We start from the raw sequence: 25116 nt of genomic DNA, 5'->3' as shown, positions 1-25116 counted from the left end.
CGGCTGGGGCTCGGTCTCCGGGTCCTCCTCCGGGCTCTCCCGGTTCATCCGATCCACGAGCTCCGCCAGGTCGTCCTGGGAGAGGTAGTCGGGCTGGAAGTGCTTGTTCCGGAACCCGGAGCGCCCCACCATGTGCGAGGAGACCGGGATCGCGAGGATCTGCAGGATCCAGATGAGGCTCAGCAGCGCGAGCACGGTCCACGAGCGCGCGGCCAGCGCGATCCCCGCCAGCAGCATGAACAGGCCGAAGACCTGCGGCTTGGCGCCCGCGTGCAGGCGCGCCAGGACGTCGGGGAACCGCACGATACCGAAGGCCGCGCCGAGGGACATGAGGCAGCCCACGATCAGGCAGATCCCCGTGAGGACGTCGATCAGCAGCTCCATCAGGCGTCACCTCTCCGTGCGCTGGCGTCGGCCGCGCGCGAGGAGTCCTGGGGCTCCTCGTTCGGGTCGCGCTTGTTGTTGGCGAAGCGGGCCACCGTGACCGACCCCATGAAGCCGACCAGCGCCACGACGACCAGCAGGGTCAGGTTCTCGTAGCTGTCCCGGTAGACCATGTCCACGCTGATCGCGGCGCCCACGATCGCGAGCAGGACGTCGGTCGCGATGACGCGGTCGAGCAGCGAGGGCCCCTTGGCCAGCCGGTAGATGGTCCCGGCCGTGGCGAGGGCCAGGATGATTCCGCAGGCGATGACGACGCCGAGCATCTAGTCGACCTCCTTCCGGTCGCGGACCTCGTCCGAGGCGCTGTGGTGGACGATCACGCCGTGCGGCTGCTCGGCGGCCTTCTCGTCGAGCGTGCCCTCGCGCACGGCGCGGTAGTCGTCCCGGTAGCCCATGACGCATATCAACAGCTCCTCCATCGAGCGGACGCTGCGCCGGAACTTCTCGGCGTCGGCCTCGCTCGCGATGTCGATGGCGTGGAAGTAGATGGTGGCGTTGCGGCGGTCCACCTCGATGACGAGCGAGCCGGGGATGAGCGAGACGACCTGGCCGACCGAGGTCAGCAGGAGGTCGTCGGTGACCCGCAGCCGCGCGGAGAGCACGGCGTTCTGGGGCGAGGGCCCGGGCCGGACGGCCAGCCAGAACACCTCGAGGCTGCCGAGCACGATCAGCCACAGGAACTTCACCAGGAACCAGGCGGCCCACAGGACGTTGAAGCGCCCGGCCAGCCGCACCGGCGGCAGGTAGAACACGTTGACGATGACCAGCGCCAGGATGGCGCCGAAGACGATGTTGCCCAGCGAGAAGTCCTGCCAGATGGCGCCCCAGACGAGGACGAGCCAGACGAGCAGGGGGATCTCGGTCTTCAGGCTGTTGCGGGGGCGGGCGTGGGGCCGGCGGCCCGAGGTCCCGAGGTTCATTCCCGGCCTCCGTTCTCCGCGGGGGCGGCGTCGGCGGTCCCGGGGGCGTCCGCGGGCTCGGGGACGTCCGCGGTGCCGGGCGCGGCGTCGTCCGCGGCCTCGGCGGAGTCCCCGGCGAAGTCCGGGGCGTTGTCCCCCAGGACCTCCTGGATGTAGATCTCCGGGTTCGTCAGGTTCTCCGCGGCCTGGTCCGAGAAGGCGAACAGCGGACCGGCCACCAGCGTGATCGCCGCGCCCACTGCCACCAGGCCGATGGTCGAGCCGAGCATCGAGCCGGGCAGCAGCTTGACGTCCCGGCCCCGGTAGCGGCGGGACTCGGCGTCGGACTCCCCGGAGGTGTGGATGCCGTAGTTGCCGTTCTCGTCGGTGGCCAGCAGGATCGGGTCCGGGAACTCGGCGTGCTCCGGCTTGCGCCAGAACACCCGGTTCCAGATCCGGGCCAGCGTCATCAGCGTCAGCAGCGAGACGAAGACGCCGACGCCGGCCATCGCGTAGGCCTGCCAGGACCCGACCTCCACGCTCGCCTCGATCAGCCCGACCTTGCCGATGAACCCGGAGAACGGCGGGATGCCGCCCAGGTTCATCGCCGGGACGAAGTAGAGGATGCCCAGGATCGGCGCGATCCGGGCCATGCCCGCGAGGCGGTCCATGTTGGCCGAGCCGCCCCGCCGCTCGATCAGGCCGATGACCATGAACAGGCTGGTCTGGATCACGATGTGGTGGGCCACGTAGAAGACCACCGCCATCATCCCCCGCGGGGTCGCCAGCGCGATCCCCCAGATCATGTAGCCGATGTGGCTGATCAGGATGAAGGACAGCGTTCGCTTGATGTCGCCCTGCGTGAGCGCCCCGAGGATCCCGACGACGAGCGTCAGGATCGCGACCCATGTGAGGAGGTCGTCCACCCGGCTGTCCGGGAAGAGCAGGGTCTCGGTGCGGATGATCGCGTACACGCCGACCTTGGTCAGCAGGCCCGCGAACACCGCGGTGACCGGTGCCGGCGCCGTCGGGTAGGAGTCCGGCAGCCACAGGGACAGCGGGAAGACCGCGGCCTTGATGCCGAAGGCGACCAGGAGCATCAGGTGCAGCTGCAGCTGCGTGCCCGGGGGCAGCTCGGGGACCTTGGCGGCGATGTCGGCCATGTTCACGGTGCCCACCGCCGCGTAGATCATGCCGATGGACATGAGGAACAGCAGCGAGGAGATCACCGAGACCACCGTGTAGGTGACGCCGGCGCGGATGCGCGGGGCGGTGCCGGACATCGTCAGCAGCACGTAGCTCGCGGTCAGGAGGATCTCGAAGCCCACGTACAGGTTGAACAGGTCGCCCGCGAGGAAGGCGTTGGAGACGCCCGCGAGCAGGACCAGGTAGGTGGGGTAGAAGACCGAGATGGGGGCGTCGTCGTCGCCGTCGGCCAGGCCCTGGCCGGTCGCGTAGACGAGCACCGCCAGGGAGACGACGCTGGAGACGACCAGCATCAGCGAGGACAGCTGGTCCACGACCAGGACGATCCCGAACGGGGCGGCCCAGCCGCCGAGGCTGATCGAGACCGGCCCGGAGCCCCAGCTCGCGATGAGCAGGGTGGACTCCAGGGCCAGCACCACGATGATGGCGATCAGCGAGATGAGGCGCTGGGCCGTGGGCCGGCGGTAGAGCGTGAAGTTCAGGCCAGCGGCGAGCAGCGGCAGGATGATGGCGGCCGGGGCCAGGTCGAAGATGCTCATGAGTCCCACTCCCCTCGGTCGCGGTCTCCTCGGTTGAGGTGCTCGTGCTGCATGCGGACGGAGCCGGGCGACTCCTCGGCGACGCCGCGCTCGGCGCGCTTGCGCTGCTGGTAGGCCACCTCGCGCTGCTCCTCGCTGCCCTCGAACTCGGATGGCTCGACCGGGGCGGCGTCGTCGTCCTCGGGGTCGTAGTCGGGCTGCTGGGCGACGCGGCGGTCCTCGGCGTCGTCCTGGATGTCGTCCTTCTTCGACAGGACCCAGCTGCGGTAGATCATGCCGAGCATGAGGGCCGTGACGGAGAAGGAGATGACGATCGCGGTGAGGACCAGGGCCTGCGGCAGCGGGTCCAGGTACTCGTCGGGCGGGGTCTCCGGGTCGTAGAGGGCCGGGACGCCGGGCAGGCCGCCGGCGTGCAGGATGAAGATGTTGGTGGCGTTGGTGATGAGCATGATGCCCAGCAGCACCTTGGTCAGCGACTTCTCCAGCAGGAGGTAGACCCCGACGGCGTAGAGCACGCCCATCACGATCAGCAGTGCGGCGTCGATCATGCCCGGCCCCCTTCCTGGTGCAGGCTCTCTTCGGAACGGTCGTGCTCCCCGGCGTCGGCCGCGGCCCCGGCGGCGTCCTCGGTGGGGCCGCCGGCCTCGGTGCGGCCGTCCCCGGCGCCGTCCTCATCCTCGGAGCCGTGCGCCGGCTCTTCGACGGAGGTCGCGGTGACCGGGCCCGAGGCGACCGCCGGGGTCGCCATGTTCCCGGTGCGGCGGACCGTGATGCGGCGGCGCTTGCGGCCGCGGCCCGAGCGGCTCTCGCGCTCCTTCTCGAGCGACTCGTCGACCTTGCCGCCGAGGCTGCGGAGCACGTCCAGGATCAGCCCGATCACCACCAGGTAGACGCCGACGTCGAAGATCACCGAGGTGACGAAGTGGACGTCGCCGAAGACCGGCAGGTCGGCGTCGATCGCGTACGAGCTGAACACCGCGCCGCCCCACAGCAGCGGGGTGAGCGCGTAGAGCGCCGAGACCAGCAGGCCCGAGCCCAGCAGGACGCCGGCGTTGACCGGGGTGGCCTCCTCGAGCTCGTACCGGCCGCCGGCCAGGTAGCGCATGGCCAGCGCGAGGCCCGCCAGCAGGCCGCCGGCGAACCCGCCGCCGGGCAGGTTGTGCCCGGCCAGCAGCAGGTAGACCGAGACCAGCATGACCGTGTGGAACAGCAGCCGGGTGATGACCTCGAGCATGAGCGAGCGGTTCTCCGGCGCCAGCGTGCGCCCGGCCACCAGGAACGGATCCCGGCGGACGTTCATGAACCGGCCGGCGACCTGCGCTCCCGCGCTGAGGTCGGTGCGCTCGGCGTAGTGCCGGGTCACCCGCCGCAGGCTCCGGGTGTCCAGGCTCTTGTGGTCCGGGCCGCGGTCCTGGCGGCCGGCGATGAAGATGAGGCTCGCGACGCCGGTGGCGGCCAGCGCCAGCACGGAGATCTCGCCGTAGGTGTCCCAGGCGCGGATGTCGACCAGGGTCACGTTGACGACGTTCTTGCCGTGCCCGATCTCGTATGCCAGGCGCGGCATGTCCAGCGAGATGGGCGCCTCGACCCGCGAGGAGAGCGAGAACGCGGCGAGCGCCATCATGAACAGGCCGAAGCCGATGGCGATCAGGGCCCGGATGGGCTTGTGCCGCGGCTTGCGGAAGTTCCAGAGGCGGGCCGGCAGCATCCGCAGGGCCAGGACGAAGGCGATCAGCGAGATCGTCTCGACGAGCATCTGCGTCAGCGCGAGGTCCGGCGAGCCGCGCAGCGCGAACAGCAGGGCCATGCCGTAGCCGGTCACGGAGACCATGAGGATCGCCAGGAAGCGCTTGTTGGCGGTGAGCACCACCAGCGCCGCCGCGATCATCGTCAGGGCCGTGGCCCACTGCGCGGGCGAGTCGGTCCAGCGCATCGCGTTCAGCGGCGGGGTCTGGACGATGAACAGGCCCACGGTCGGCACGACGACGGCGGTGGCCAGGATGACCGCGAGGTAGAAGCTCAGCGAGCCCCGCTGGGTCGCGCCGGTCACCCGGACCGCGGTGTAGTCGAGGCCGCCGATGACGTAGCGGTAGACGGCGTCGCCCCCGGGCAGCGTCGGCAGCGCGTTCTGCGAGCGCTCGACGCCGGCACGGGCCGCGAACAGCGCGAAGCCCAGGCAGATGATGGCCGCCGAGAGCCCCAGCGCCGGGGTCAGGCCGTGCCAGAGGGCGAGGTGCTTGTCCGTCTCGCCGGTCTCCGCGGCGGCGGCGCCGACGAGGAGGTGGAGCGGCTCCGGCCACAGGCCGAGGACCACCGTGGCCACGGCGACGAGCGCCGGGGCGGCCGCGAAGGTCGCGGTCACCTGGTGGAAGCTGGTGGGCTGGACCCGGCCGTCGGTGATGGTCTCGGGGTGCGCGAAGCTCGAGGGCTTGACCGCGAAGGCGCCCCAGACGAAGCGGGCGCTGTAGGCGAGGGTCAGCACCGAGCCGACGCACACCGCGGCGAGCACCGTCCAGGTCGCACCCGCGCCGAGGGCGCCGAGGCCGCCGGCGTTGGCGCCGTCGAGCACCAGCTCGATCACGGCCTCCTTGGACACGAAGCCCAGCAGCGGCGGCAGGCCGGCCATCGACGCCGCCGCGATCACGCTCATGACGAAGAGCAGCGGCGTGCGCCGGTAGATCCCGGACAGGCGCCGGATGTCGCGCGTGCCCGCCTGGTGGTCGATGATGCCGGTGACCAGGAAGAGCACCGACTTGAACAGGGCGTGGGCGACCATCATGGCCAGCCCGGCGTAGAGGGCGCTGGGCGTGCCGAAGGCCACGATCGTGGAGATGAATCCGAGCTGGCTGACCGTGCCGTAGGCGAGGATCAGCTTGAGGTCGGTCTGCTTCAGCGCGACGTAGCCGCCGTAGAGCATGGTGAACAGGCCCAGCAGCGCGACCATCTCGGTCCAGGGGCTGACCCCGGCGAAGGCCGGCGAGAGCCGGGCCACGAGGTAGATGCCGGCCTTGACCATGGCCGCCGCGTGCAGGAACGCGCTGACCGGCGTGGGGGCGGCCATGGCCCCCGGGAGCCAGAAGTGCAGCGGGAACAGGGCCGACTTCGACAGCGCGCCGACGAGGATCAGCACCAGGGCCGCGGGGATCGACACCGCGTAGGCCGGGTTCGCGATCGTCTCGGGCGCGCGGGCGATGACCTCGGAGAACAGGTAGCTGCCGCTGGCCTCGGCGAGCATGATGAGGCCGATGAACATGACCAGGCCGCCCGCCGTCGTGACGATCAGGGCCTGCAGCGCCGAGCGCCGCGAGGACAGGCGGGTGTTGGCGAAGCCGATCAGGAGGTAGGAGAGGATGCTGGTGATCTCCCAGAAGACGAACATGACCATCATGTCGTCGGCGGTGACCAGGCCGAACATGACGCCCGCGAAGGCGATCAGCTGCGCTGCGAAGGCGCCGGAATACTTGTTGGTGTGCTTGAAGTAGCTGCCGCAGTAGAAGACGATGAGGGCGCCGAGTCCCAGCACCATGGCGGAGAGGATCCACGAGAGGGGATCCATGCGGAAGGTGAGTCCGATGCCCAGCTGCGGGATCCACTCGATGCTCTCGGTCGCCTGCTCGCCGCGGAGGACCCCCGGGAGGAGGGTGCAGAGCCAGACGAAGCTCGCGGCGGGGACGAGGGCAAGGTAGTAGAAACAGGTGCGGCCCCACCGACGGAAGAAGAACGGCGCCACGATCGCAGCCAGCACATGGACAAGGATGACGGCGGTGATCGGTCGGCCTCCTCGATCATCGAAATGCTGTGCTTTCCCGCCATGCTACCAATGGCAAAGGTCAACGTCTCAAGGTTTACGACGAGTCACTTCGAGAGCGAACACGCGCGGGGCGTGAGATCACCCACATCGACCCTCACCAGCGTGGGTACAGTGGTCCCATGAGTGCGGAGACCCGACGCCCCGTCATCCCCTGGGCCCTCTGGGACGCGGGGGCCGCGAGCTTCAACGCGATCATGACCACGTTCGTCTTCAGCGTGTACCTCACGGGCTCGGACTTCGGCGACGAGACGCACACCTCGCTCGTCCTCTCGGCCGGGCTGATCTGCGCCGGCCTGGTCATCGCGCTCACCGCCCCGGTGATCGGCCAGCGGGCCGACCGCGCCGGGTCCCGCCGCTCCGCGCTCGCCCTGAACACCGCGGGAGTGGTGGTCTGCAGCGGCGCCTGCTTCTTCGTCGCCCCCGAGCCCGGCTACCTCCTGCTCGGCGTGGCCCTGCTGTCGCTGGGCAACATCTTCAACGAGATCGCCGCGGTGCACTACAACGCGCTGCTGCCCGCGGTCTCGACGCCGAGCACCCTGGGCCGCGTCAGCGGGCTCGGCTGGTCGATGGGGTACTTCGGCGGGATCCTGGCGCTGCTCGTGGTGCTCCTGGGCTTCATCACGCCCGGCCTGCTCGGCCTGCCGGAGGAGGACGCGCTGAACATCCGGGCGGTCGCGGTCTTCGCCGCGCTCTGGGCCGCGCTGCTCTCCGCGCCGCTGCTGCTGCGCTTCCCGCAGGGACCCACCGAGGCCAGGGAGGCCGCGCGGCGGGACAGCCTGGCGGAGTCCTACCGCCGGCTCTGGGCCACCCTGCGCCGGATGTACCGCGAGGAGCCCACGACCCTCCGGTTCTTCCTGGCCTCGGCGGTCTTCCGCGACGGCCTGGCCGGGGTCTTCACCTACGGCGGGGTGCTGGCGGCGGGCACCTTCGGCTTCTCGTTTCAGCAGGTCATCCTCTTCGCGATCGCCGGGAACGTCGTCGCCGGGCTGGGCGCCGTCGTGGGCGGGAGGCTCGACGACGCCGTCGGGCCGCGCCGGGTCATCCTCGCCTCCCTGACCGGGCTGCTCGTCGCGGCCGCTCCCCTGCTCGTCCTGCGGGATCCGCTGGCGTTCTGGGTCTGCGGGCTGGCGCTGTGCGCGTTCGTGGGGCCGGCGCAGTCGGCGTCGAGGACCTACCTGGCGCGGATCGCCGACCCGGGCAGCGAGGGCGAGTACTTCGGCCTCTACTCCACGACGGGACGGGCCGTCAGCTTCCTGGCGCCGGGGCTGTTCGCGCTCACGGTCTGGATCTTCGGCGCGCAGATCTGGGGCGTGCTGGGGATCATGGTGGTCCTGCTGGCGGGTCTGCTGCTGACGCTGCGGCTGCCGCGGCTGGACCCGGGGCGCGAGCCAGTGCGAGGGCGCGGGACCGGGAACGCGCCGGGCTGAGCCCCCGACGCCGGGGCCGTGGGCGGGAGTTCGAGAGCGCTCCTGCGCCCCGGGCCGCCGGCCGATCCCGCGGCGCCGACGCGGTTCGGTCCCGCGGGTCGGGGGTCAGCCCGCCCGGCGGTGAGCCGGTCCAGGAGCGCGAGAACGGCGTCGGGGCCCGCGACCGGCCCGGCGAGGATCTCCCCGCCTCCCCGACCAGCACGGCCGACGGCGCCGCGGGGATGCCGAGCGCCGCGACCGCCGCCTGGTCCCCGGCCTGCAGCAGGCCCGGCCACAGGGCCTCGGGGACGACGACGCGCACCGCCTCGGGCCGCGCGAGGCTGATCAGCTGCAGCCGCACCGGGCCCAGGCGACCGAGCCGCGCGGGCGCCTCGCGCACCACCCGCGCGCAGGAGGCGCAGCCGGGCGAGATGTGGAGGAGCAGGCGCGCCCCGCCCGACGACGTCGCCCGGCCAGCTCGGCCTCGCGGCCCTCCGCGTCCAGGATCCGCAGGCCGTGCGGAATCTGTCGGCCGGGGTGCTAGCCGTCGCGGGCTCTGTGACCGTTGCGGCGTCGGGCGCGGTGCCGACGGCGAGAGCAGCGCCGGGGCCGGGCACAAGGCCGGGCGCGGGCGCGGAGGCGCCGGGCCGCGCCAGCCACACCACCGCGGCGCCGAGCAGGCCGCCCGCGAGCCACAGGGCGTCGGCGGCGGTGAAGCGCGACAGCAGCGCGGGGCCGCTCGCGGACCACGTCACGCCCCACCAGGCCAGGGCCAGGAGCAGCAGGACGGTGTTGCGCAGGAGGGTGCGGCGGGTGACCGGGGCGGCGTCGGACTCCCCGAAGCACGCGCAGGAGACCGGTTCCGCGAAGCCCAGGGCCCGGCGGATCAGGACCCAGTAGGCCGCGAACAGCAGGACCGCCAGCCCGCGACGACCGGGGCCGCCGGCCGGCACCACCGGCAGCGCGGCGCCCAGGGCCGCCTCGCCGACGGGGAAGGCCGCCCGGACCCATGCGCGGTCGAGGCCGGCGGGGACCCGCAGGTCCGCGAACGCCGCCCGCACCGCAGCGGGCGCGCGCAGCTTCGCGATCCCGCTGACCATCAGGACGGCGGCGAGGATCAGCGCCGGCGCGACCGCGGCGGCGGGGATCATCTCGCCGTCCGGGGGCTCACGCCTCGTCCCGGGAGTCCTCGCGGATCTCCGTGCGGTGGAAGTTCAGGAAGCCCCGGGAGGCGGTGGGCCCGCGCTGACCCTGGTAGCGGTTGCCGTAGGCGCCCGAGCCGTAGGGCTGCTCCGTGGGCGAGCTCAGGCGGAAGAAGCAGAGCTGACCGATCTTGGATCCCGGCCAGAGCATGATGGGCAGCGTGGCCATGTTGGACAGCTCGAGGGTCACGTGACCCGAGAACCCCGGGTCGATGAAGCCGGCCGTGGAGTGGGTCAGCAGGCCCAGGCGGCCCAGCGAGGACTTGCCCTCGAGGCGGGCCGCGACGTCGTCGGGCAGGGTGACCTTCTCGTAGGTCGCGCCGAGCACGAACTCGCCCGGGTGCAGGATGAAGGGGGCGTCGGCGCGGGTCTCCACCAGGCGCGTGAGGTCCGGCTGGTCCTGGGCGGGGTCGATGTGCGGGTACTTGTGGTTGTCGAACAGGCGGAAGAACCGGTCCAGCCGCACGTCGATGCTGGCGGGCTGCAGCATCGAGGGCTCGTAGGGCTCCAGGCCGATGCGGCCGGCGTCGATCTGCTCGCGGATGTCTCGATCTGAAATCAGCACGTGTTAACCATAGGGCACCCGGGGCAGCGCGCCGGTTTCGCCCCGGGAGCCGTGATGCGCTACGATGTTTCGAGTGCCTCCACGGAGGCCTCGCGGCTGTAGCTCAATGGTAGAGCGCACGCTTCCCAAGCCTGATACGCGGGTTCGATTCCCGTCAGCCGCTCCGAGACGAGGTCCCGTTCGCCACCCGGCGGACGGGACCTTTTCGCGTGCTGGGTCGGGGGGCGGCCAGAGCCGCTGGTCCCGGACCAGGGCGGTCGACCCACGCTCAGAGCCGCCGGCCCCGGGTCAGAGGAGGGCGGTGCGCTCCCCCGCCGCGTGGGCGGGGTTCTCGGGCTTCGCCAGCAGCGCGACCAGGAAGCCGGAGCTCGCCTCGAAGGGGCGGAGGTCCCAGGAGGACAGCGTGAGGTCGAGGTCCAGGGGCGAGGCGGCGACGTCGTCGAGGAACTCCTCGAACGGGTAGCCGCGGCCGGCCCCGAATCCCACCGCCGCCCGCCCGCCCGGCTTCAAGGCCGCGGCGAAGCCGGCCAGGACCGCGCGCCGGGTGCTCGGGGCCAGGAAGGTCATGACGTTGCCGGCGCAGACGACGGCGTCGAACCCGCCCCGGAGGTCCGCGGGCAGCAGCCGGGGCAGCTCGGCCAGGTCCCCGGCGATCCAGGTGGACCCCGGGTGGTCCGCGCGCGCCTGCTCGACGAGCTCCGGGTCGACGTCGACGCCGGTCACCTCGTGCCCGCGGGCCGCCAGCTCGCCCCCGACGCGGCCCGTGCCCGCCCCGGCGTCGAGGACGCGCGAGGCGCGGCCCAGCATCGCGTCGACCATGCGGGCCTCGCCGTGCAGGTCGGCGCCGCTGCTCCGCATCGCCTCGAATCGCTCGATGTACCAGCGGGAGTGGCCGGGGTTCTTCTGGACCTGGAGTTCCCAGAGGGACGGTTCGCGCATGGGGCCACTCTATCGCGGACCCCGGAGGCGGGCGGCGGCCCCGGGTCTCGCGCGGGCCCCGGAACCGGCGGCGGCTCCCCGCGGGCCCGCGGGCCGTTCAGAGCGCGAAGGCCTCCGGCCAGAGGTTCACCGCGGCGATCAGCGCCAGCACCACGGCCACCGCCGCGGTCAGCAGCCCGGAGCGCAGCCTCGGGTGCAGCTCCTGCCAGCCGACGAGCCCGGGGTGGCGGCGGGCCAGGTCGTCAATCTCGATGCGCGCGTACCGCGTGGTCCGCGGGGTGACCTTGGAGGAGAGGCTCTGCAGGGTCTTGGCGTCCCACACCCGCCCGTCGAAGCGCAGCGCCCGCTTCCCGCCGGCGCCCACGAACCACAGGGCCGGGACGCCCCTGTTCCTGAACCGCGCGAGGGCACCCCGGCCGCCCGCGCCGGCCCCGCGCGGCTGCAGCCGCTCGGCGAAGACCGTGTGCTCGACCGCCGCCCGGGGCGCCGCCTTCCAGCCGATCATCCGGCCGCGCAGCACGTGGGTGTCGGTCAGCACGGCGATGGCCGGGCGCAGGTAGGAGTAGGCGATCACCAGCGAGACCGCGACGACGACCAGCGAGAGCACCACGAAGGGCACGGCCGGGCGGCGGTAGACCAGCAGCAGCACGAGCACCGCGGAGAGCAGCGAGGCGGGCACCACCGCCAGGAACCTCCGTCCGTAGGAGTGGATCCGGGGGTGGAACCCCTCCACCGGCCGACCGTATTTCTCCGGGACGTCCCGCAAGTGCTCTGCCATGGACACCACCCTAGGCGATCGGCGGGGCTCCCCGTGCCGGGGCGATCCGCCGGGTCCGTCGTGGGTATCGTGGTCCCATGAGCCCAGCGACCTCCTCCTCCCGCGTCCTCGCCACCTTCTGCGCCGGCGTGCTGGTCGCGTGCGTCGCGGCCGGCGGGGCGCTGGCGCTGATCTCGCACTTCGCCTACGGACCCGTCGCGCAGGTCCGCACCTACTTCGAGGCGATCCAGGACGGCCAGGGCGGCCGCGCCCTGAGCCTGCTCAACGCCGAGGTGCCGCAGGGCGACGGCGCCGTCATGGACGGCAAGCCGCTGCGCCAGGCGGCCCGCAGCATCGAGGACGTGCGCTACGAGGTGGTCGAGAAGGACGACGACGCCGCGACCGTCCGCGCCGAGTACCGCATCAACGACGCCGACGCCTCGACCGACTTCGCCCTCCACCGCACGGGCACCTGGGGCGGGCTGTTCACGACCTGGGAGATCGACCCCGTCGAGCTGCCCGTGCTGAAGGTCAGCGCCCCGACCACCGGCGCGGCGACCCTCAACCAGCGCAAGGTGGGCGTCCCCCAGGGCGGCCAGAGCTTCCCGGTCTTCTACCCGGGGGTCTACGCGGCCGACTACGCCTCGGACCTGCTCTCCGCCCCCGAGGTCACCACCACCGTCACGGTGCCGGACCGCCCGGTGGATCCGCTGAAGCTCGCGGTCGAGCCCAGCCAGAAGGTCAAGGACTCGGTCAAGGCCCAGGTGGGAGAGCAACTGGCCCGCTGCACGCAGCAGGACACCCTCTACCCCGCGGGGTGCCCCTTCGAGTACGACTTCGACGGCCGGGTGGACGGCGACGTCGTCTGGAGCATCACCCAGTACCCCAACGCGAGCGCCAAGGTGCGGTCCGACGGCGACTGGGAGCTGGTGAACCCCTCCGGCTCCGCCCGCGTGGACTTCCAGCAGATGGACCTCTACACGGGCGAGGTCAGCAAGGTCTCCCAGACCGTGAAGTTCACGGTCGAGGCCGACATCCAGCCGGAGGGCGACGACGTCGTCGTCACCCTCCGCTGAGCCCGGCGCCGCGCGCTAGTTGATGCCGCGCAGGTCCAGGACCATCTCCGACTCGTCGGCGGCGTCGCCGGTGACCCGGACGGGAATGCCCCAGTCCTGCTGGTAGAGGTGGCACGCCGCGTGGTCGGGGATCTCGCCGCCGGGCTCGCCGTCGCACGCCGCCGCGCGGGCGGTGATGTGCAGGACGGCGTCGTCGATCTCCGGGTTCAGGGTCAGCGTCCGGGTCAGGCCCTGGGCCGCGCCCGAGCCCGCCAGGATGAACTCCGGCGGGGTCGAGGAGACCTTGAGCTGGGTCGGGTCCCCCCACCGGTCGTCGAGCTTCTGGCCGCTCGGGGCCGCGAAGCGGGAGACCAGGTCCAGCGTGCCGCCCGCGATCAGCGACGGCGGGCGCTGGGTCTGCGAGGCGCCCTCGTCCACGAACCGCGCCTCCTTCGGCAGCGGCAGGCGCACGACCTGGTGCGCGTTGGCCTCGACCACCAGCAGCAGCGGGTCCTCCCCCTCGCCGCGCTCCTCGAGGAGGACGTCGGAGGGCTCCTGCAGGTCCTGGGCGAGCGTGCTCAGCGTGCCCGAGGCGGGGTCCCAGCGGCGGACCGCGCCGTTGTAAGTGTCGGCGACGGCGATCGAGCCGTCGGGCAGCACGGCCACGCCCAGGCAGTGCTGGAGGCGGGCGCGCTCGCCGTCGCCGTCGCGGAAGCCGAAGTCGAACAGGCCCTGGCCGACGGCGGTGCTCACCACGACGTCGTCGTCCCGGAAGTCGATGCGGCGCAGGGCCGAGGTCTCCGAGTCGGCGAGCCAGACGGTCCCGGCGGCGTCGACCGCCAGGCCCGAGGTCTGGGCGAACCAGGCGTCCCCCGTGGGCCCGTCCAGCAGCCCCTCGTTGCCGGTGCCCGCGAAGACGGCCAGGGAGCCGGTGCGCGGGTCGAAGGAGAAGATCTGGTGGGTCCCCGCCATCGCGACGATGACGGCGTCGGCCCGATCCGACCAGACGACGTCCCACGGCGAGGACAGCGAGACCTCGAGCGGGTCCGCGGCCGGGTCGATCACGTTGGGGTCGCCCGTGCGGGCCCCCTCGGCGTCGAGCAGGCGCTGGACGCCGTTGCCGGCCACGGTGACGACCTCCCCGGTCCCCAGGCGGATGCCGCGCAGGCGGTGGTTCACCGAGTCGGCGACGACGACGTCGTACCCCGCCCGGGCGCGCACGGCCTCCGGCAGGACCGCAAGGCCCTGCGGCTCGTTGAACAGGGCCCCGTCCGCGGCGCCGTCGAGGTAGCCCTTCTCCGTGCCGCCCCAGGTGCGCAGGACGTTCTCCAGGGTGGAGTCGAGCTCCAGCACGCGGTGCCGGCCGGTGTCCGTGACCAGGTAGGTCGCGCCCTCCGCGCCCGGCGCCCGCAGCGCCTCCGGCAGGGCGGTGATCTTGCCGGGGAAGGACAGGACGCCCTCCGGGCGCGGACGGGGGACGTAGGGCCCGTCCCCGCGGTGCAGGGTCCCCTTGGCCTCGTGCTCGTCGACGAGCTCCTTGACCAGGGAGACCAGGCCCTGGACGTGCCCCTCCCCCGAGAGGTGGGCGACGATGTAGCCCTCCGGGTCCACGACCACGAGGGTCGGCCACGCGCGGGCCGTGTAGGCCTGCCAGGTGCCGAGCTCGGGGTCGTCCAGGACGGGGTGGCGGATGTCGTAGCGGTCCACGGCGGCGGCGAGCGCGTCGGGGTCCGCCTCGTGCTCGAACTTGGGCGAGTGCACGCCGACCGTGACCAGGACGTCCGAGTACTCCTCCTCGAGGGGCCGCAGCTCGTCCAGCACGTGAAGGCAGTTGATGCAGCAGAAGGACCAGAAGTCCAGGATCACGATCTTCCCGCGCAGGTCCGGCCACCCCAGCTCCCTGCCGCCGGTGTTCAGCCAGGCGCGGCCGGTCAGCTCGGAGGCGCGCACGCGCGGGGAACGGTCAACCATGGGTGCCTACTTTCGCTCGTCCCGCCGGGGGCGGCGCGGCCTCCGGGACGGGAGCGGGGATGGATCGTCTCAGTCCCTGAGCCTAACAAGCGGCCGGGGCATTGTATTTCCCGTTCCGCCGGCGGAGGACGGCGGGGCGGGACGCCTGTGGACGGCGGGGTGCAGGCGGGCCCGACGTCGTCCGCTGGGGACGGCCTCGTCCACCGGGGACGGCGTCGTCACCGGCCGCCGCGCTCCTGCATCCGCTCGAGCATCTCGTTGTACGCCTCCAGCTCGGCGTCGCCGTCCCGATCCGCCTTGCGGTCCAGGCGCTCGGCGAGCCGACGGTCCGAGCGGGACCACTGCACGGCCACGATGACCGCGACCACCATGGTGGGGATCTCCCCCAGCGCCCACATGAAGGCGCCGCCCCGCTGCTGGTCCTCGATGGCCGGCGCGGCCCACTCCAGCCCCAGGTTCCCGTACCAGGAGGCCTGCAGCAGCGTGTCCGAGCTCATGATCGCGATGCCCACGAACGCGTGGTAGCCCAGCGTGGCGATGAGCATGACGATCCGGAACGGGTAGGTGGGCCGGTGCGGGATCGGGTCGATGCCGATCAGCACCAGCGCGAAGAGGTACCCCGTGATGAGGAAGTGGACCATCATGAACTCGTGGCCCACGTGGTAGCGCAGCGCGACGCCGAACAGCGGCGTGAAGTAGAAGACGATGAGCGAGGCCGCGAAGTTCACGCCCACGAAGATCGGGTGGGTCACGACCTTCGAGAACGTCGAGTGCAGGAACCGCAGGATCCACTCGCGCGGCCCGCGGGTGCCGTCCTGGCGGGGCTCCAGCGCCTGCAGCAGCAGCGTCACCGGCGCTCCCAGCACCAGGAAGATCGGGATGATCATCGTCAGCGACATGTGCTCCATCATGTGCACCGAGAACAGCACGCGGGCGTAGACCGCCAGGGAGCCCGACGTCGCGACCGTGAGGCACGCCAGCCCCACCAGCCACGAGGCCAGCCGCAGCGGATTCCACCGGCCCCCGCCCCGGCGCACCCGGATGAACGCCCAGACGTACGCCCAGGCCGCGAAGAGCGCCACGGCCACCCAGAACCAGTCGGGGCGCCACGTGGTGAACCAGAGGGCGCCCTGGGGCTCCGGCGGAGCGTCGTACCAGGTAATGATGCGGGCCGGCGAGGCGTCGGTGGCGAGGTCCTCGTTGACCGGCGGCGCGGTGCGCGAGAGCGTGACCGCCGCGGCCGAGATGCCGGCGAAGATGATCAGCTCGGCCGCGATGACCTGCCAGATCCCGCGGAAGGCGCTGGTCTCGCCCGACTCGACCCGCGGGATCAGCCACAGGCGGTGCACGGCCCCGGCCAGCCCCAGCAGGACGGTCAGGGCGGCCTTGACCACGATCAGCAGGCCGTAGGTCGAGGTCAGGTCGTGCCAGCCGTGGACGCGCACGGCGGCGTTGAGGACACCGGAGACGGACACCAGGATGAAGCCCGCGAGGGCCACCGCCGAGTACCGGCGCAGGACGGCCACCGCCATCGGCACGCGCCGGGTCTGGGCCGTCTCGGTGCCCCGCCGCTTCTGCGGGACGGTGCCGGTCCCGGCGTCGGGCCCGCCCAGCTGCCGCGAGAGGTAGGCGAGCACGAGCAGCCCGCCGAACCACAGGCACACGCCGAGCAGGTGCAGGCCCAGGGAGTTGACCGCGCCCATGTGGTCGTCGCCGCCCGAGGAGTGGCCGCCCAGAGCCATCGCCACGATGCCGACGAAGGACAGGCCCAGGGTCAGCAGCAGGCCGGTCAGGCTGCGCACCCCGAAGATCAGGGTGGTGACGACGGCGCCGACCACCACGAGCGTCGTCTGGATCTGGCCCGCGGGGATGTTCTGCATGAAGCTCAGCAGCTGGCTGGTGAAGGTCTGGTCCGCGGAGGGCGGCGTCCCGGAGATGTCCGCGTAGCTCAGCACCAGGGTGCACAGGGCCGCGATGGTCCAGGTCAGGGCGGCGACGGCGCCCAGGTTGAGCGCCGCGGTGAACGGCGGGTACTCGGCCCGCTGGCCGCGCTCGGGGGTCGCCGCACCCTCGGAGGCGGGCTGCCGGCGGCGGCGCCCGGCGGCGTCGACCGCGAAGCGGGGCAGCAGGCAGGTGGCGAACAGGAGGGACCCCATGACCACGGCCATGGAGAGGTTCAGGATCGACTCGGCCAGGGGCAGGCCCCAGCGGACGAGCCCGCCGGGGTCGTTGAGCTCCGTGCTCCCGGCGGATCCGGCCGCCCACAGCGAGACCGCCGTCAGCACGAGGGTCAGGGCGGGCACGACGAGCAGCCACGGGCGGTGCAGGCCGCGCGCGAGCCCGGTGGCGACCGCCCCGCGGGAGGGGGCGGCCTGGTGAGTGCGTGTGGGCATGTGATCCTCGCTGGGGTGTGGGGTCCGGCCGCGGGGCCGGGGGTGGGCTGGCGCCGGGAACCGCGGGAGCGGGACCCGGCGCCGGCCGGCGGAGCGCTAGTCGCGGCGGGAGGCCCTGACGCGGGCGAAGACGATGCCCACGATGACGAGCACCACCACGAGGGTGACGACGCCGATCAGCACCACGACCCACGTCGGGACGCCGGAGGCCTCGTCGTCCTGGGCGGCGTCGTCGGCCGAGCCGGACAGGGACGGCGTCGCGGACGGCGTCGCGCTGGAGTTCAGCTCCGCGCCGCCGGTGCCGCCCGTGCCGACCGTGAAGCTGTAGCTGCCCTCGATGGGGTGGCCGTCGGAGGAGACCACGCGCCAGACCACGCGGTAGGTCTCGTCCGAGGCGTCGGAGTCGATCCGCTGGACGGCGTCGGTCCCGTTGACCTCGACGTCGCCGGTGCTCACGGTCTCGCCGCTGGAGTCGGTCACCCGGACCGCGTTGCCGACCGGCGTGATGTCGGCCGAGAAGGTCAGCGTGACCGCGTCGGGGGTGGCCTCGAGGACCTGGCCGTCGGAGGGGTCCGAGGAGATCAGCTCGTCGTGGGCCTGGGCCGCGGGCGCGGCGAGGAACAGGCCGCCGAGCGCCAGCGCGGCGGCCGCGAGGGCGGTGCCGATCCGGCGCCGGGAGCGGCGCGGGGCGGCGGGCTGGGACCGGCGCCGGGCGGAGGTCCGCGCGGGGGCGGAGGCCTCGGCGACCGCGGCCCGCTCTCGGGCGGCGGGGGCGGCGGCAGGGATTGCTGCGTTCATGGAAGGGCGTCTCTTTCGTCGTCGGTGAGGGTCGGGGCGGCACGGGCGCCGCCTCCGGTGGGCTAGCTGACGACGACGGGAGGCCCTCGCACGGGCGCGGCCCCCGCCAGCGGGAGCGCGTGGACGGGGCGCAGGAAGGCCCGCACCGGCAGCGGCCTCGGGGGCCGCACGACGACGGGTCGGGCCCCAGGCCCGGCGAGCCAGCGCACCGCCACCCCGCGCAGCGGACGAACGCCGCCACCGCGGCCTCGCCCCGGCGGATGGCCGCGTAGGTGAGCAGGGCGGCCAGGAGGTGCCCGGCGAGCATGGCCGGCTCCGCCTGGGCGGACGGCGCCGCGGGCGGGGAGAGCACGACGTCGTGCCCCGCGTGCCCGCCGGCGGACCCCCGAGCTGCGCGTGGGCGCCGTGGGCCATGAGCCAGTGCAGCGCGGCCTGCGCCGCGAGGACCCCCGCGGCGACCGGCGTGCGGTCAGCCCGCGCCCGGCCAGCAGCACGCAGACCAGTCCGGTCAGCGCCCAGGCCACCGCGAGGGCGGCCGGTCCGGGCGCGTGCCCCGAGACCACGGCGTGCGATCCCGCGCCCGCGGCGACGCACAGGGTCGCGAGCGACCAGCCGCGCAGCAGGACGCGGGCGCGGCGGGACGAGTCGTGACGACGCACCGCGTCACCCCCGTCCCGGTCGGTGCGATGGTTGAGATCAGGACGCCGGGCGACCGACGTGGCCGCCCCGGCGAGCAGACCCATTCTACCCACGGGTCCGGCTCCGGACGACATCAGGGCCCCGCACCGATGATCGGTGCGGGGCCCTGATGGTCCGTGCAGTCTGGAGCGACTACTTGGAGGCGGCAGCCTTGAGCTTAGAACCGGCGCTCAGCTTGACGCCGTGGCCTGCCGGGATCTCGATGGCCTCGCCGGTCTGCGGGTTGCGCCCGGTGCGAGCGGCACGGTCGGTGCGCTCCACGGAGAGCCACCCGGGGATGGTGATCTTCTCGCCATCGGCGACGGAGGACTCGAAGACCTGGAAGACGGCATCCAGGACGCCGTTGACGGCCGCCTGGCTCATGCCGGACTTCTCGGCCACCTCGGCCACGAGTTCGCTGCGGTTCTTAGCCATATTGTGTCCCTCCTGAGACATTGAACGGTATCGGCTGGGATCAGCTTAGCTGACCGTGAGCGTCAAACTACCAGCTGGACTTGGTAATACCGGGCAATTCGCCGCGGTGGGCCATCTGGCGGAAGCGCACTCGGGAGATGCCGAACTTCTGGAAGGTGCCGCGCGGACGGCCGTCGATCTGGTCGCGGTTGCGGACGCGGATCGGGGAGGCGTTGCGGGGCAGCTTCTGCAGGCCCAGGCGGGCCTCCTCGCGCTCCTCGGGGGTCGCGTTCTCGTCGACCAGGGTCTTCTTCAGGGCGGCACGCTTCTCGGCGTAGCGCTCGACGATGACCTTACGCTGCTCGTTGCGAGCGATCTTGGACTTCTTGGCCATATCGTTTAGCGCTCCTCACGAAAATCGACGTGCTTGCGGATCACGGGGTCGTACTTCTTCATGACCATGCGATCCGGGTTGTTGCGGCGGTTCTTGCGGGTCACGTAGGTGAACCCGGTGCCCGCCGTGGACTTGAGCTTGATGATCGGACGGACGTCCTTGGCGTTCTTCGATGCCATGATTAGATCTTCTCCCCACGGGCCTGGATCTCGGCCACGACGGCGTCGATGCCCCGGGCGTCGATGACCTTGATGCCCTTGGCCGATACGGTCAGCGTGACGTTGCGGCGAAGGGACGGGACCCAGTAGCGCTTCTTCTGAACGTTCACGTCGAACCGGCGCTTGTTGCGCCGGTGCGAGTGGGAAATGCTGTGTCCAAAGCCGGGAACAGCTCCGGTCACCTGGCAGACGGCTGCCATAGTTTCTCCTCCAATGTTGACAAAATGACGACGCGCAGCTGACGAACCCGCTCGCACGGGATCGCGTCTTGAGCGCTCCGTCACCTACTTAGAGCACCGGATTATTCGCCGGGCCTAGTGTGGAGAAGGAACCTGCGTGAGAGTTCAGGCCCTGCCCCTGCCGCGGGATAACGGTGAAGCTTTCTTCGGTGCCGAGAGGTGGACTCACCACTACGACAGCGTTTAACACTAGGTGATTTCCGTCCCTGAGCGCAACCCGCAGCCGGGTCCCATGGCGTTAATCACCGCGGAATCACGGGCTCACGGCTCCGGGGCCGGGGTCCCGTCCCTCCGTGACGCTCATCGACTGCGCCTCGGGGTAGCGGGGCGTGAGCGCGTCCCCGCTCGAGGTGCCGCGCAGGCGCCGCCCCACCCAGGGCAGCGCGAACTCCCGGACCCACTCCACGTTGGCCCTGGTCGTCTGGACGCGGGAGACCTCGCGCATGCGCGGCAGCGGCTCCAGGCCGAGGTCGTCGGGGGCCACCTGGAGGGCCTCCAGGACCTTGCCGGCCATCTTGACGTGGCCGAGCGTGCTCAGGTGCAGCCGGTCCGGGGCCCAGTACCGGGCGTCCTGGAACTCCCCCGAGAAGCGCCAGAAGTCCACCAGGATGACCCCGCGGTCCTCCGCGATCTGCCGCAGCAGCTCGTTGTAGATCGCGGTGCGCCCGCGGGTGCCCCGGAAGATCCCGTAGAAGTTGCGGACGTCGAAGCCGGTGAAGGTCAGCACCTGGGCGCCGCTCGCGCGGATCCGGGCGAAGGCGTCGTCGTAGCCGAGCATCAGCTCGTCGATGTCGATGTTGGGGCGCAGGATGTCGTTGCCGCCGCCGTAGATGCTGACCAGCGTGGGGCCCAGCTCGAGCGCGGGCCCGACCTGGTCGTCGAGGATCCGGTTCAGCAGGCGCCCCCGGATGGCCAGGTTGGCGTAGGTCGTGTCGGGGAAGCGCAGGGTGAGCTGCTCGGCCACCCGGTCCGCCCAGCCGCGCACCCCGTTGGGACGCTCGGGGTCGACGTCGCCCACCCCCTCGGTGAAGGAGTCGCCCAGGGCGACGTACCGGATGGGGGCGTGGCCGGAACCGCCGCGGGGCTCCCCGGCGGTCCGTCCGGAGCCGGCCGGCGCCGCGCGGGAGTCCTCCCCCGGCGCCTTCTCGCGATCGGGTCCTGCGGGCATGGTGCGGGCCTCCTCCTCGGGCGGGCGGTGCTACGCCTCCGACCCTACCGGACGGTCCGCGACGCCGTCGGGCGGCACCGCGGCTCATGACTCGGCGCGGCCCGCCTTCCAGTAGCCCATGAAGGAGATGCTCGACTTGTCGATCCCCGCCTCGTCCACGCACACCCGACGGGCGGCGCGGACCACGGAGGCCTCCCCCGCCAGGTAGACGTAGAGGCCCCGCGGGTCCTCGGAGAGCCCCCAGACGATCTCCTCGGCGCCCACCCGCTGGGAGCGGAGCTCCTCGACGTCGCGGTCGCGGGCGTGCGGGGCGAGGCCCAGGCAGTCGCGGAGCGCGCGCAGGGTCGGCTCGCCGCGCACGTCGTCGGCGCCGCGGGGCAGCCAGACCAGCTCGACGTCGGCCGTCCGGCGGGCCTCCTCGACCTCCCCCGCCACGGCCTCCCCCAGGGCCTCGTTGCCCGCCGGGAGCTCCAGCAGCAGGCGCGCGCTGGAGCCCTCGGGCAGCGCACCCAGGACCGAGATCGCGGCGGGCACCGCCGTCTCGTCGGCGCAGATCAGCACCGTCTCGGCGCCGCCCGGCTCCCACATCGCCCACAGCCGGCCCTCCCGGGTGGGGGCGATGAAGCTCAGCGCCGCGCCCGGCTCGGCCGACGCCGCCCACGCCGCGCCCGGGCCCATCCCGGCGGCGTCGTCGTGTCCGTGGCCGTGGAGCACGAAGTCGATATCGACCTCGACGCCGGGTTCCCCGCCCGGCCCCTCCCACGCCCGCGCGGCCCGCAGGGTGTAGGTGCGCATCCAGCCGCCGCGCTCGCGCGGCCCGGCGGCGAACCACTCGCGGCGCCACGCCTCGTCGAGGGCGAACCGCACGGGACCGGGCGCCTCGGGGTGCGGGATCAGCAGCTTCAGGTAGGCGTCCCGGACCGGCCCCGCGCCGTCGCCGGCCGGGGCCACCAGGCCCGTCAGGCCCGCGGAGGCCAGGCTGATGCGGACGAAGTCCCGGCTCAGCCGCTCGACCCGGGTCACCTCCGCCTCGAAGAGGTCCATCGCGACGCCGCTCACGCCTCGTCCCTCCGCGGCGAGGGGACCACGACCGGCCCCGCCGCGAGCTCGGAGTCGAGCACGGAGGCGTCCAGCCCGAAGACCGCGGAGAGGTTCTCCCGGGTCAGCACCTCGCGCGGGTCACCCGAGCAGGCGATGCGCCCGTCCTTCATGGCCACGAGGTGGTCGGCGCAGCGGGCGGCGAGGTTCAGCTCGTGCAGGACCAGGACCATCGTGGTGCCGCGGGAGCGGTTGAGCCGGACCAGGAGGTCCAGCAGGTCCACCTGGTGGGCGAGGTCGAGGTAGGTGGTCGGCTCGTCGAGGAGCAGGACCTCGGTCTCCTGCGCCAGCGCCATCGCGACCCACACCCGCTGCCGCTGGCCGCCCGAGAGCTCCGCGACGGGCGTCTGGGTGAGCTCCACGGTGTGGGTGGCCTCCAGGGCCCAGGCGACCGCGGCGTCGTCGTCCCGGGAGGAGCGGGAGAACATCCCGCGGTAGGGGTAGCGCCCGCGGGAGACCAGGTCCGCGACCGTGATCCCGTCGGGGGCCACGGGGTGCTGGGGCAGCAGGCCCACGGTCCGGGCGAACTCGCGGGAGCCGAAGCGGGCGACGTCGCGCTCCCCCAGCCGGATCCGCCCCGTGCGCGGCCTGAGCATGCGGGAGAAGCCGCGCAGCAGCGTCGACTTGCCGCAGCCGTTGGGCCCGATGATCGCGGTGACGCGCCCGGCGGGGATCTCGAAGCTGAGGTCCTTGACGATGTCGCGGCCGCCGTATCCGAGCGAGACCGACTCCGCGGCGAACTCCGGCGCCCCGTTCTGCGCGGTGGCCGGCGGGTGGGTGCTGATGCTGGTGCTGGTCATGGCCTAGCTCCTCTCTCTCTGCGCCGCGGCGACGAGCCACAGCAGGACGGGCGCCCCGACGATGCCCGTGACGACCCCGACCGGCAGCCGCCCGCCGGGGATCAGGTTGCCGGCGGCGAAGTCGGCGAGCACGACGACGACGCCGCCCACCAGCGCCGCGCCGGTCAGCGTGTGGGTGCCCCCGACGAGCCGGCGCGCCACCGGGCCGGCGACGAACGCGACGAAGGTGATGGGCCCGGTCGCGGCGACCGCGAACGCCGCGAGCCCGACCGCGAGGGCGATGCCGCCCCACCGGGTCGCGCCCACGGGGACCCCCAGCCCGGCCGCGAGGTCCTCCCCCACCGAGACCGCGTGCAGGTTCCGCGAGAGGGCGGCCACGAGCGGCAGCAGGACCGCCAGCACGACGCCGAGCAGCTGGATCCGCCCCCAGTTGGCCTGGCCCAGCGAACCCGTCAGCCAGATCGCCGCGTCCGAGGCCTGGTAGATGCTGATGCGGGACAGGACGTAGTTGGTCAGGGCCGCGGCGAGCACGGCCAGCCCCAGCCCGACCAGCACGAAGCGGTTGCCCGCCGAGCCGCGGCCGCCCACGGAGAGGCCGAAGATCACGACGGCGGCGACCGCGGCCCCGGCCAGCCCGCCGGCCGCGAGGCCGAGCCCCGAGGCGCCGAAGAAGGCGAGCGCGACGATGCCGCCGAGGCTCGCGCTGGAGTTGATGCCGATGATGTCCGGGCTGGCCAGCGGGTTGCGCAGCAGCAGCTGGAAGATCGCGCCGGAGCAGCCGAGGGCGAGGCCGGCGAGGGCCCCGAGCACCGCGTGCGGCAGCTTGTCCTGCAGGACGATGAACCGAGCCCCCGAGGCGCCCGGGATCGAGTGGCCGCCCAGGATCGAGACGAAGTCGGGCAGCGTGACCGTGTAGGTGCCCAGGAGCACGCGCACGCCGACGGCGGCGACCAGGGCCAGCGCGAGGGCCGCGACCACCAGCCGGGGCCGGCGCCGGGAGCGGGCGCGCAGGCGGGCGACGTCGCCGGCCGCCATCGTGGCCGCGGCGGGCGTCGTGACCGCGGCGGGCATCAGAGGTTCACCGCCTTCCGTGACCGGATCAGCGCGATGAACACGGGCACGCCCAGCACCGCCATGGCCACCCCGACCTCGACCTCGGTGGGCGGCAGGATCACCCGCCCCAGGGCGTCGGCCCACAGCAGCAGCGCGGGCCCGGCGAGGAGGCAGGAGGGCAGGATCCAGCGGTAGTCGGGGCCCAGCAGCGACCGCATCGCGTGGGGGGCCATGAGCCCGAGGAACGCGATGGGCCCGGCCAGGGCCACGGCGCCGGCGCACAGCGCGGTGACGCCGAGGAAGACGACGGACCGCTTCAGCGCGACCTTCTCCCCCAGCGAGCGCGCCATGTCGTCGCCGAGCGCGAAGTTGTTGATCGAGGCCGCGAACCCGACCGTGAGGCACAGGCCGAGGCCGACCAGCGGCAGGACCGTCAGCACGTCCCCGTAGGAGGCGCGCGTCAGGGCGCCGATCTGCCAGCGGCGCAGGGCGTCGAGCGTCTCCTGCTCCTGCAGCCGCAGCGCCGAGGTCACCGAGAGCGCCCCCGCGGAGAAGGCCGCCCCGACCAGCGCGAGCTTGATGGGCGTGGGCCCGCCCCGCCCGACGCCGGCGATGCTGTAGACCACCACCGCCGCCACGGCCGTACCGGCCAGCGCCCACCCGGCGTACTGCAGCGCCCCGGCCGCCCCGGCGAAGGTGATGCCGGCGACGACGGCCAGGGTCGCCCCGGCGTTCAGCCCGAGGATCCCGGGGTCGCCGAGGGGGTTCCGGGTCACGCCCTGCATCGCGCCGCCGGCCGCGGCCAGCGCGGCCCCCACCACGACGCCGACGACGGTGCGCCGCAGCCGGTTGGCCATGATCACCGACTCGGGGCTGCCCGAGCCGGGGTCCAGCAGGGCGTGGAGGGCGGTCACGGGGTCGAGCAGCCGCGCCCCGACCAGCAGCGAGACCACCGCTCCCGCGAGGGCCACGGCGAGCACGCCGAGCAGGACCGCTCCCCTGCGGGAGCGGCCCCTGCCGAGCGGTCCGCCGCGCCGGCCCGCGCGGGCGATGGCCTGGGTCGTCACGT

22 protein-coding genes, 1 tRNA gene and 2 pseudogenes are annotated in these 25116 nt (G+C 72.9%); 3 read left to right on the top strand and 22 right to left on the bottom strand.

Annotated elements, in window-relative coordinates:
* Positions 1–102: 102 nt before the first annotated feature.
* From mnhG to NBM05_RS05300, 6 genes and pseudogenes are all read right to left on the bottom strand, one after another.
* Positions 103–384 (bottom strand): annotated as a pseudogene (gene mnhG / locus NBM05_RS15365) (monovalent cation/H(+) antiporter subunit G); the annotation flags it as partial.
* The gene (locus NBM05_RS05320) at positions 384–707 is read right to left on the bottom strand and encodes an MrpF/PhaF family protein (RefSeq protein ID WP_254165682.1); all 324 of its coding nucleotides are present in this window, start codon (positions 705–707) and stop codon (positions 384–386) included. The gene NBM05_RS05320 and the pseudogene mnhG, both read right to left, overlap by 1 nt.
* Positions 708–1364 (bottom strand): Na+/H+ antiporter subunit E, encoded by a 657-nt coding sequence (locus NBM05_RS05315; protein ID WP_254165681.1) that lies wholly within the window; start codon positions 1362–1364, stop codon positions 708–710.
* Positions 1361–3088, bottom strand: a complete 1728-nt coding sequence (locus tag NBM05_RS05310; RefSeq protein WP_254165680.1) for a Na+/H+ antiporter subunit D — start codon at positions 3086–3088, stop codon at positions 1361–1363. Before NBM05_RS05310 ends, NBM05_RS05315 begins: the two co-directional genes overlap by 4 nt.
* Positions 3085–3636, bottom strand: a complete 552-nt coding sequence (locus NBM05_RS05305) for a Na(+)/H(+) antiporter subunit C (protein WP_254165679.1) — start codon at positions 3634–3636, stop codon at positions 3085–3087. Before NBM05_RS05305 ends, NBM05_RS05310 begins: the two co-directional genes overlap by 4 nt.
* Entirely contained in the window at positions 3633–6857 is a 3225-nt protein-coding gene (locus tag NBM05_RS05300) for a Na+/H+ antiporter subunit A (protein WP_373689296.1), read from the bottom strand. The genes NBM05_RS05305 and NBM05_RS05300 overlap by 4 nt, the downstream gene beginning before the upstream one ends.
* Positions 6858–7018: 161 nt before the next feature.
* Here NBM05_RS05300 and NBM05_RS05295 point away from each other — a divergent pair, with 161 nt between their 5' ends.
* The gene (locus NBM05_RS05295) at positions 7019–8326 is read left to right on the top strand and encodes an MFS transporter (RefSeq protein ID WP_254165677.1); all 1308 of its coding nucleotides are present in this window, start codon (positions 7019–7021) and stop codon (positions 8324–8326) included.
* A 752-nt stretch (positions 8327–9078) separates the two neighbouring features.
* Here the strand turns inward: NBM05_RS05295 and NBM05_RS15840 are convergent.
* Both NBM05_RS15840 and dcd read right to left on the bottom strand, forming a co-directional pair.
* Positions 9079–9456 (bottom strand): annotated as a pseudogene (locus NBM05_RS15840) (MauE/DoxX family redox-associated membrane protein); the annotation flags it as partial.
* A gap of 16 nt (positions 9457–9472) precedes the next feature.
* Complete coding sequence (gene dcd / locus NBM05_RS05290) at positions 9473–10072, bottom strand: dCTP deaminase (RefSeq protein ID WP_254165675.1); 600 nt, start codon at positions 10070–10072, stop codon at positions 9473–9475.
* A gap of 92 nt (positions 10073–10164) precedes the next feature.
* Here dcd and NBM05_RS05285 point away from each other — a divergent pair.
* Positions 10165–10235, top strand: a tRNA-Gly gene (locus NBM05_RS05285).
* Positions 10236–10360: 125 nt separating this feature from the next.
* Here NBM05_RS05285 and NBM05_RS05280 read toward each other — a convergent pair.
* Both NBM05_RS05280 and NBM05_RS05275 read right to left on the bottom strand, forming a co-directional pair.
* Complete coding sequence (locus NBM05_RS05280; RefSeq protein ID WP_254165673.1) at positions 10361–11011, bottom strand: class I SAM-dependent methyltransferase; 651 nt, start codon at positions 11009–11011, stop codon at positions 10361–10363.
* A 97-nt stretch (positions 11012–11108) separates the two neighbouring features.
* A complete protein-coding gene (locus NBM05_RS05275) occupies positions 11109–11789 on the bottom strand; it encodes a hypothetical protein (protein WP_254165671.1) in 681 nt (226 codons plus the stop codon).
* Between the two features lie 77 nt (positions 11790–11866).
* On the opposite strand from NBM05_RS05275, the gene NBM05_RS05270 reads away from it, so the two are divergent.
* Complete coding sequence (locus tag NBM05_RS05270) at positions 11867–12844, top strand: hypothetical protein (RefSeq protein ID WP_254165668.1); 978 nt, start codon at positions 11867–11869, stop codon at positions 12842–12844.
* Between the two features lie 15 nt (positions 12845–12859).
* Here NBM05_RS05270 and NBM05_RS05265 read toward each other — a convergent pair whose 3' ends face one another.
* The 12 genes from NBM05_RS05265 to NBM05_RS05210 form a co-directional block, all read right to left on the bottom strand.
* Positions 12860–14794, bottom strand: coding sequence for an NHL domain-containing thioredoxin family protein (locus NBM05_RS05265; protein WP_254165666.1), 1935 nt, complete (start codon positions 14792–14794; stop codon positions 12860–12862).
* Positions 14795–15012: 218 nt separating this feature from the next.
* On the bottom strand, positions 15013–17187 hold the full coding sequence (locus NBM05_RS05260) for a bifunctional copper resistance protein CopD/cytochrome c oxidase assembly protein (protein WP_254165664.1): 2175 nt from the start codon (positions 17185–17187) through the stop codon (positions 15013–15015).
* Between the two features lie 96 nt (positions 17188–17283).
* The gene (locus NBM05_RS05255) at positions 17284–17985 is read right to left on the bottom strand and encodes a copper resistance CopC family protein (protein WP_254165663.1); all 702 of its coding nucleotides are present in this window, start codon (positions 17983–17985) and stop codon (positions 17284–17286) included.
* 831 nt (positions 17986–18816) lie between these two features.
* Positions 18817–19098: an HU family DNA-binding protein gene (locus NBM05_RS05250; protein ID WP_254165662.1), complete on the bottom strand. Its 282-nt coding sequence runs from the start codon at positions 19096–19098 to the stop codon at positions 18817–18819.
* 67 nt (positions 19099–19165) lie between these two features.
* Positions 19166–19471: a 30S ribosomal protein S14 gene (gene rpsN / locus NBM05_RS05245; protein ID WP_048683817.1), complete on the bottom strand. Its 306-nt coding sequence runs from the start codon at positions 19469–19471 to the stop codon at positions 19166–19168.
* A 5-nt stretch (positions 19472–19476) separates the two neighbouring features.
* On the bottom strand, positions 19477–19650 hold the full coding sequence (gene rpmG, locus NBM05_RS05240) for a 50S ribosomal protein L33 (RefSeq protein WP_254165661.1): 174 nt from the start codon (positions 19648–19650) through the stop codon (positions 19477–19479).
* A gap of 2 nt (positions 19651–19652) precedes the next feature.
* Complete coding sequence (gene rpmB, locus NBM05_RS05235) at positions 19653–19889, bottom strand: 50S ribosomal protein L28 (protein ID WP_254165660.1); 237 nt, start codon at positions 19887–19889, stop codon at positions 19653–19655.
* A gap of 292 nt (positions 19890–20181) precedes the next feature.
* Positions 20182–21096: an SGNH/GDSL hydrolase family protein gene (locus tag NBM05_RS05230; protein WP_254165659.1), complete on the bottom strand. Its 915-nt coding sequence runs from the start codon at positions 21094–21096 to the stop codon at positions 20182–20184.
* Positions 21097–21180: 84 nt separating this feature from the next.
* Positions 21181–22155, bottom strand: a complete 975-nt coding sequence (locus NBM05_RS05225; protein ID WP_254165658.1) for a siderophore-interacting protein — start codon at positions 22153–22155, stop codon at positions 21181–21183.
* Complete coding sequence (locus NBM05_RS05220) at positions 22152–22994, bottom strand: ABC transporter ATP-binding protein (RefSeq protein ID WP_254165656.1); 843 nt, start codon at positions 22992–22994, stop codon at positions 22152–22154. Before NBM05_RS05220 ends, NBM05_RS05225 begins: the two co-directional genes overlap by 4 nt.
* Positions 22995–22997: 3 nt before the next feature.
* Positions 22998–24065, bottom strand: a complete 1068-nt coding sequence (locus NBM05_RS05215) for a FecCD family ABC transporter permease (protein ID WP_254165654.1) — start codon at positions 24063–24065, stop codon at positions 22998–23000.
* On the bottom strand, positions 24065–25114 hold the full coding sequence (locus NBM05_RS05210; RefSeq protein WP_254165651.1) for a FecCD family ABC transporter permease: 1050 nt from the start codon (positions 25112–25114) through the stop codon (positions 24065–24067). Before NBM05_RS05210 ends, NBM05_RS05215 begins: the two co-directional genes overlap by 1 nt.
* Positions 25115–25116 lie beyond the last annotated feature (2 nt).

The organism is Rothia santali (assembly GCF_024199905.1).
Lineage (GTDB): Bacteria > Actinomycetota > Actinomycetes > Actinomycetales > Micrococcaceae > Rothia > Rothia santali.
The sequence above is the reverse complement of the archived record's forward strand: the minus strand, read 5'-3'. Positions and strand labels throughout refer to the sequence as shown.

Bases quoted from the DNA above. Each gene is read 5' to 3' on its own strand.
- NBM05_RS05320 (WP_254165682.1), bottom strand. From the start codon at position 707: ATGCTCGGCGTCGTCATCGCCTGCGGAATCATCCTGGCCCTCGCCACG.
- NBM05_RS05315 (WP_254165681.1), bottom strand. From the start codon at position 1,364: ATGAACCTCGGGACCTCGGGCCGCCGGCCCCACGCCCGCCCCCGCAAC.
- NBM05_RS05310 (WP_254165680.1), bottom strand. From the start codon at position 3,088: ATGAGCATCTTCGACCTGGCCCCGGCCGCCATCATCCTGCCGCTGCTC.
- NBM05_RS05305 (WP_254165679.1), bottom strand. From the start codon at position 3,636: ATGATCGACGCCGCACTGCTGATCGTGATGGGCGTGCTCTACGCCGTC.
- NBM05_RS05295 (WP_254165677.1), top strand. From the start codon at position 7,019: ATGAGTGCGGAGACCCGACGCCCCGTCATCCCCTGGGCCCTCTGGGAC.
- NBM05_RS05280 (WP_254165673.1), bottom strand. From the start codon at position 11,011: ATGCGCGAACCGTCCCTCTGGGAACTCCAGGTCCAGAAGAACCCCGGC.
- NBM05_RS05275 (WP_254165671.1), bottom strand. From the start codon at position 11,789: ATGGCAGAGCACTTGCGGGACGTCCCGGAGAAATACGGTCGGCCGGTG.
- NBM05_RS05270 (WP_254165668.1), top strand. From the start codon at position 11,867: ATGAGCCCAGCGACCTCCTCCTCCCGCGTCCTCGCCACCTTCTGCGCC.
- NBM05_RS05265 (WP_254165666.1), bottom strand. From the start codon at position 14,794: ATGGTTGACCGTTCCCCGCGCGTGCGCGCCTCCGAGCTGACCGGCCGC.
- NBM05_RS05260 (WP_254165664.1), bottom strand. From the start codon at position 17,187: ATGCCCACACGCACTCACCAGGCCGCCCCCTCCCGCGGGGCGGTCGCC.
- NBM05_RS05255 (WP_254165663.1), bottom strand. From the start codon at position 17,985: ATGAACGCAGCAATCCCTGCCGCCGCCCCCGCCGCCCGAGAGCGGGCC.
- NBM05_RS05250 (WP_254165662.1), bottom strand. From the start codon at position 19,098: ATGGCTAAGAACCGCAGCGAACTCGTGGCCGAGGTGGCCGAGAAGTCC.
- rpsN (WP_048683817.1), bottom strand. From the start codon at position 19,471: ATGGCCAAGAAGTCCAAGATCGCTCGCAACGAGCAGCGTAAGGTCATC.
- rpmG (WP_254165661.1), bottom strand. From the start codon at position 19,650: ATGGCATCGAAGAACGCCAAGGACGTCCGTCCGATCATCAAGCTCAAG.
- rpmB (WP_254165660.1), bottom strand. From the start codon at position 19,889: ATGGCAGCCGTCTGCCAGGTGACCGGAGCTGTTCCCGGCTTTGGACAC.
- NBM05_RS05230 (WP_254165659.1), bottom strand. From the start codon at position 21,096: ATGCCCGCAGGACCCGATCGCGAGAAGGCGCCGGGGGAGGACTCCCGC.
- NBM05_RS05220 (WP_254165656.1), bottom strand. From the start codon at position 22,994: ATGACCAGCACCAGCATCAGCACCCACCCGCCGGCCACCGCGCAGAAC.
- NBM05_RS05215 (WP_254165654.1), bottom strand. From the start codon at position 24,065: ATGCCCGCCGCGGTCACGACGCCCGCCGCGGCCACGATGGCGGCCGGC.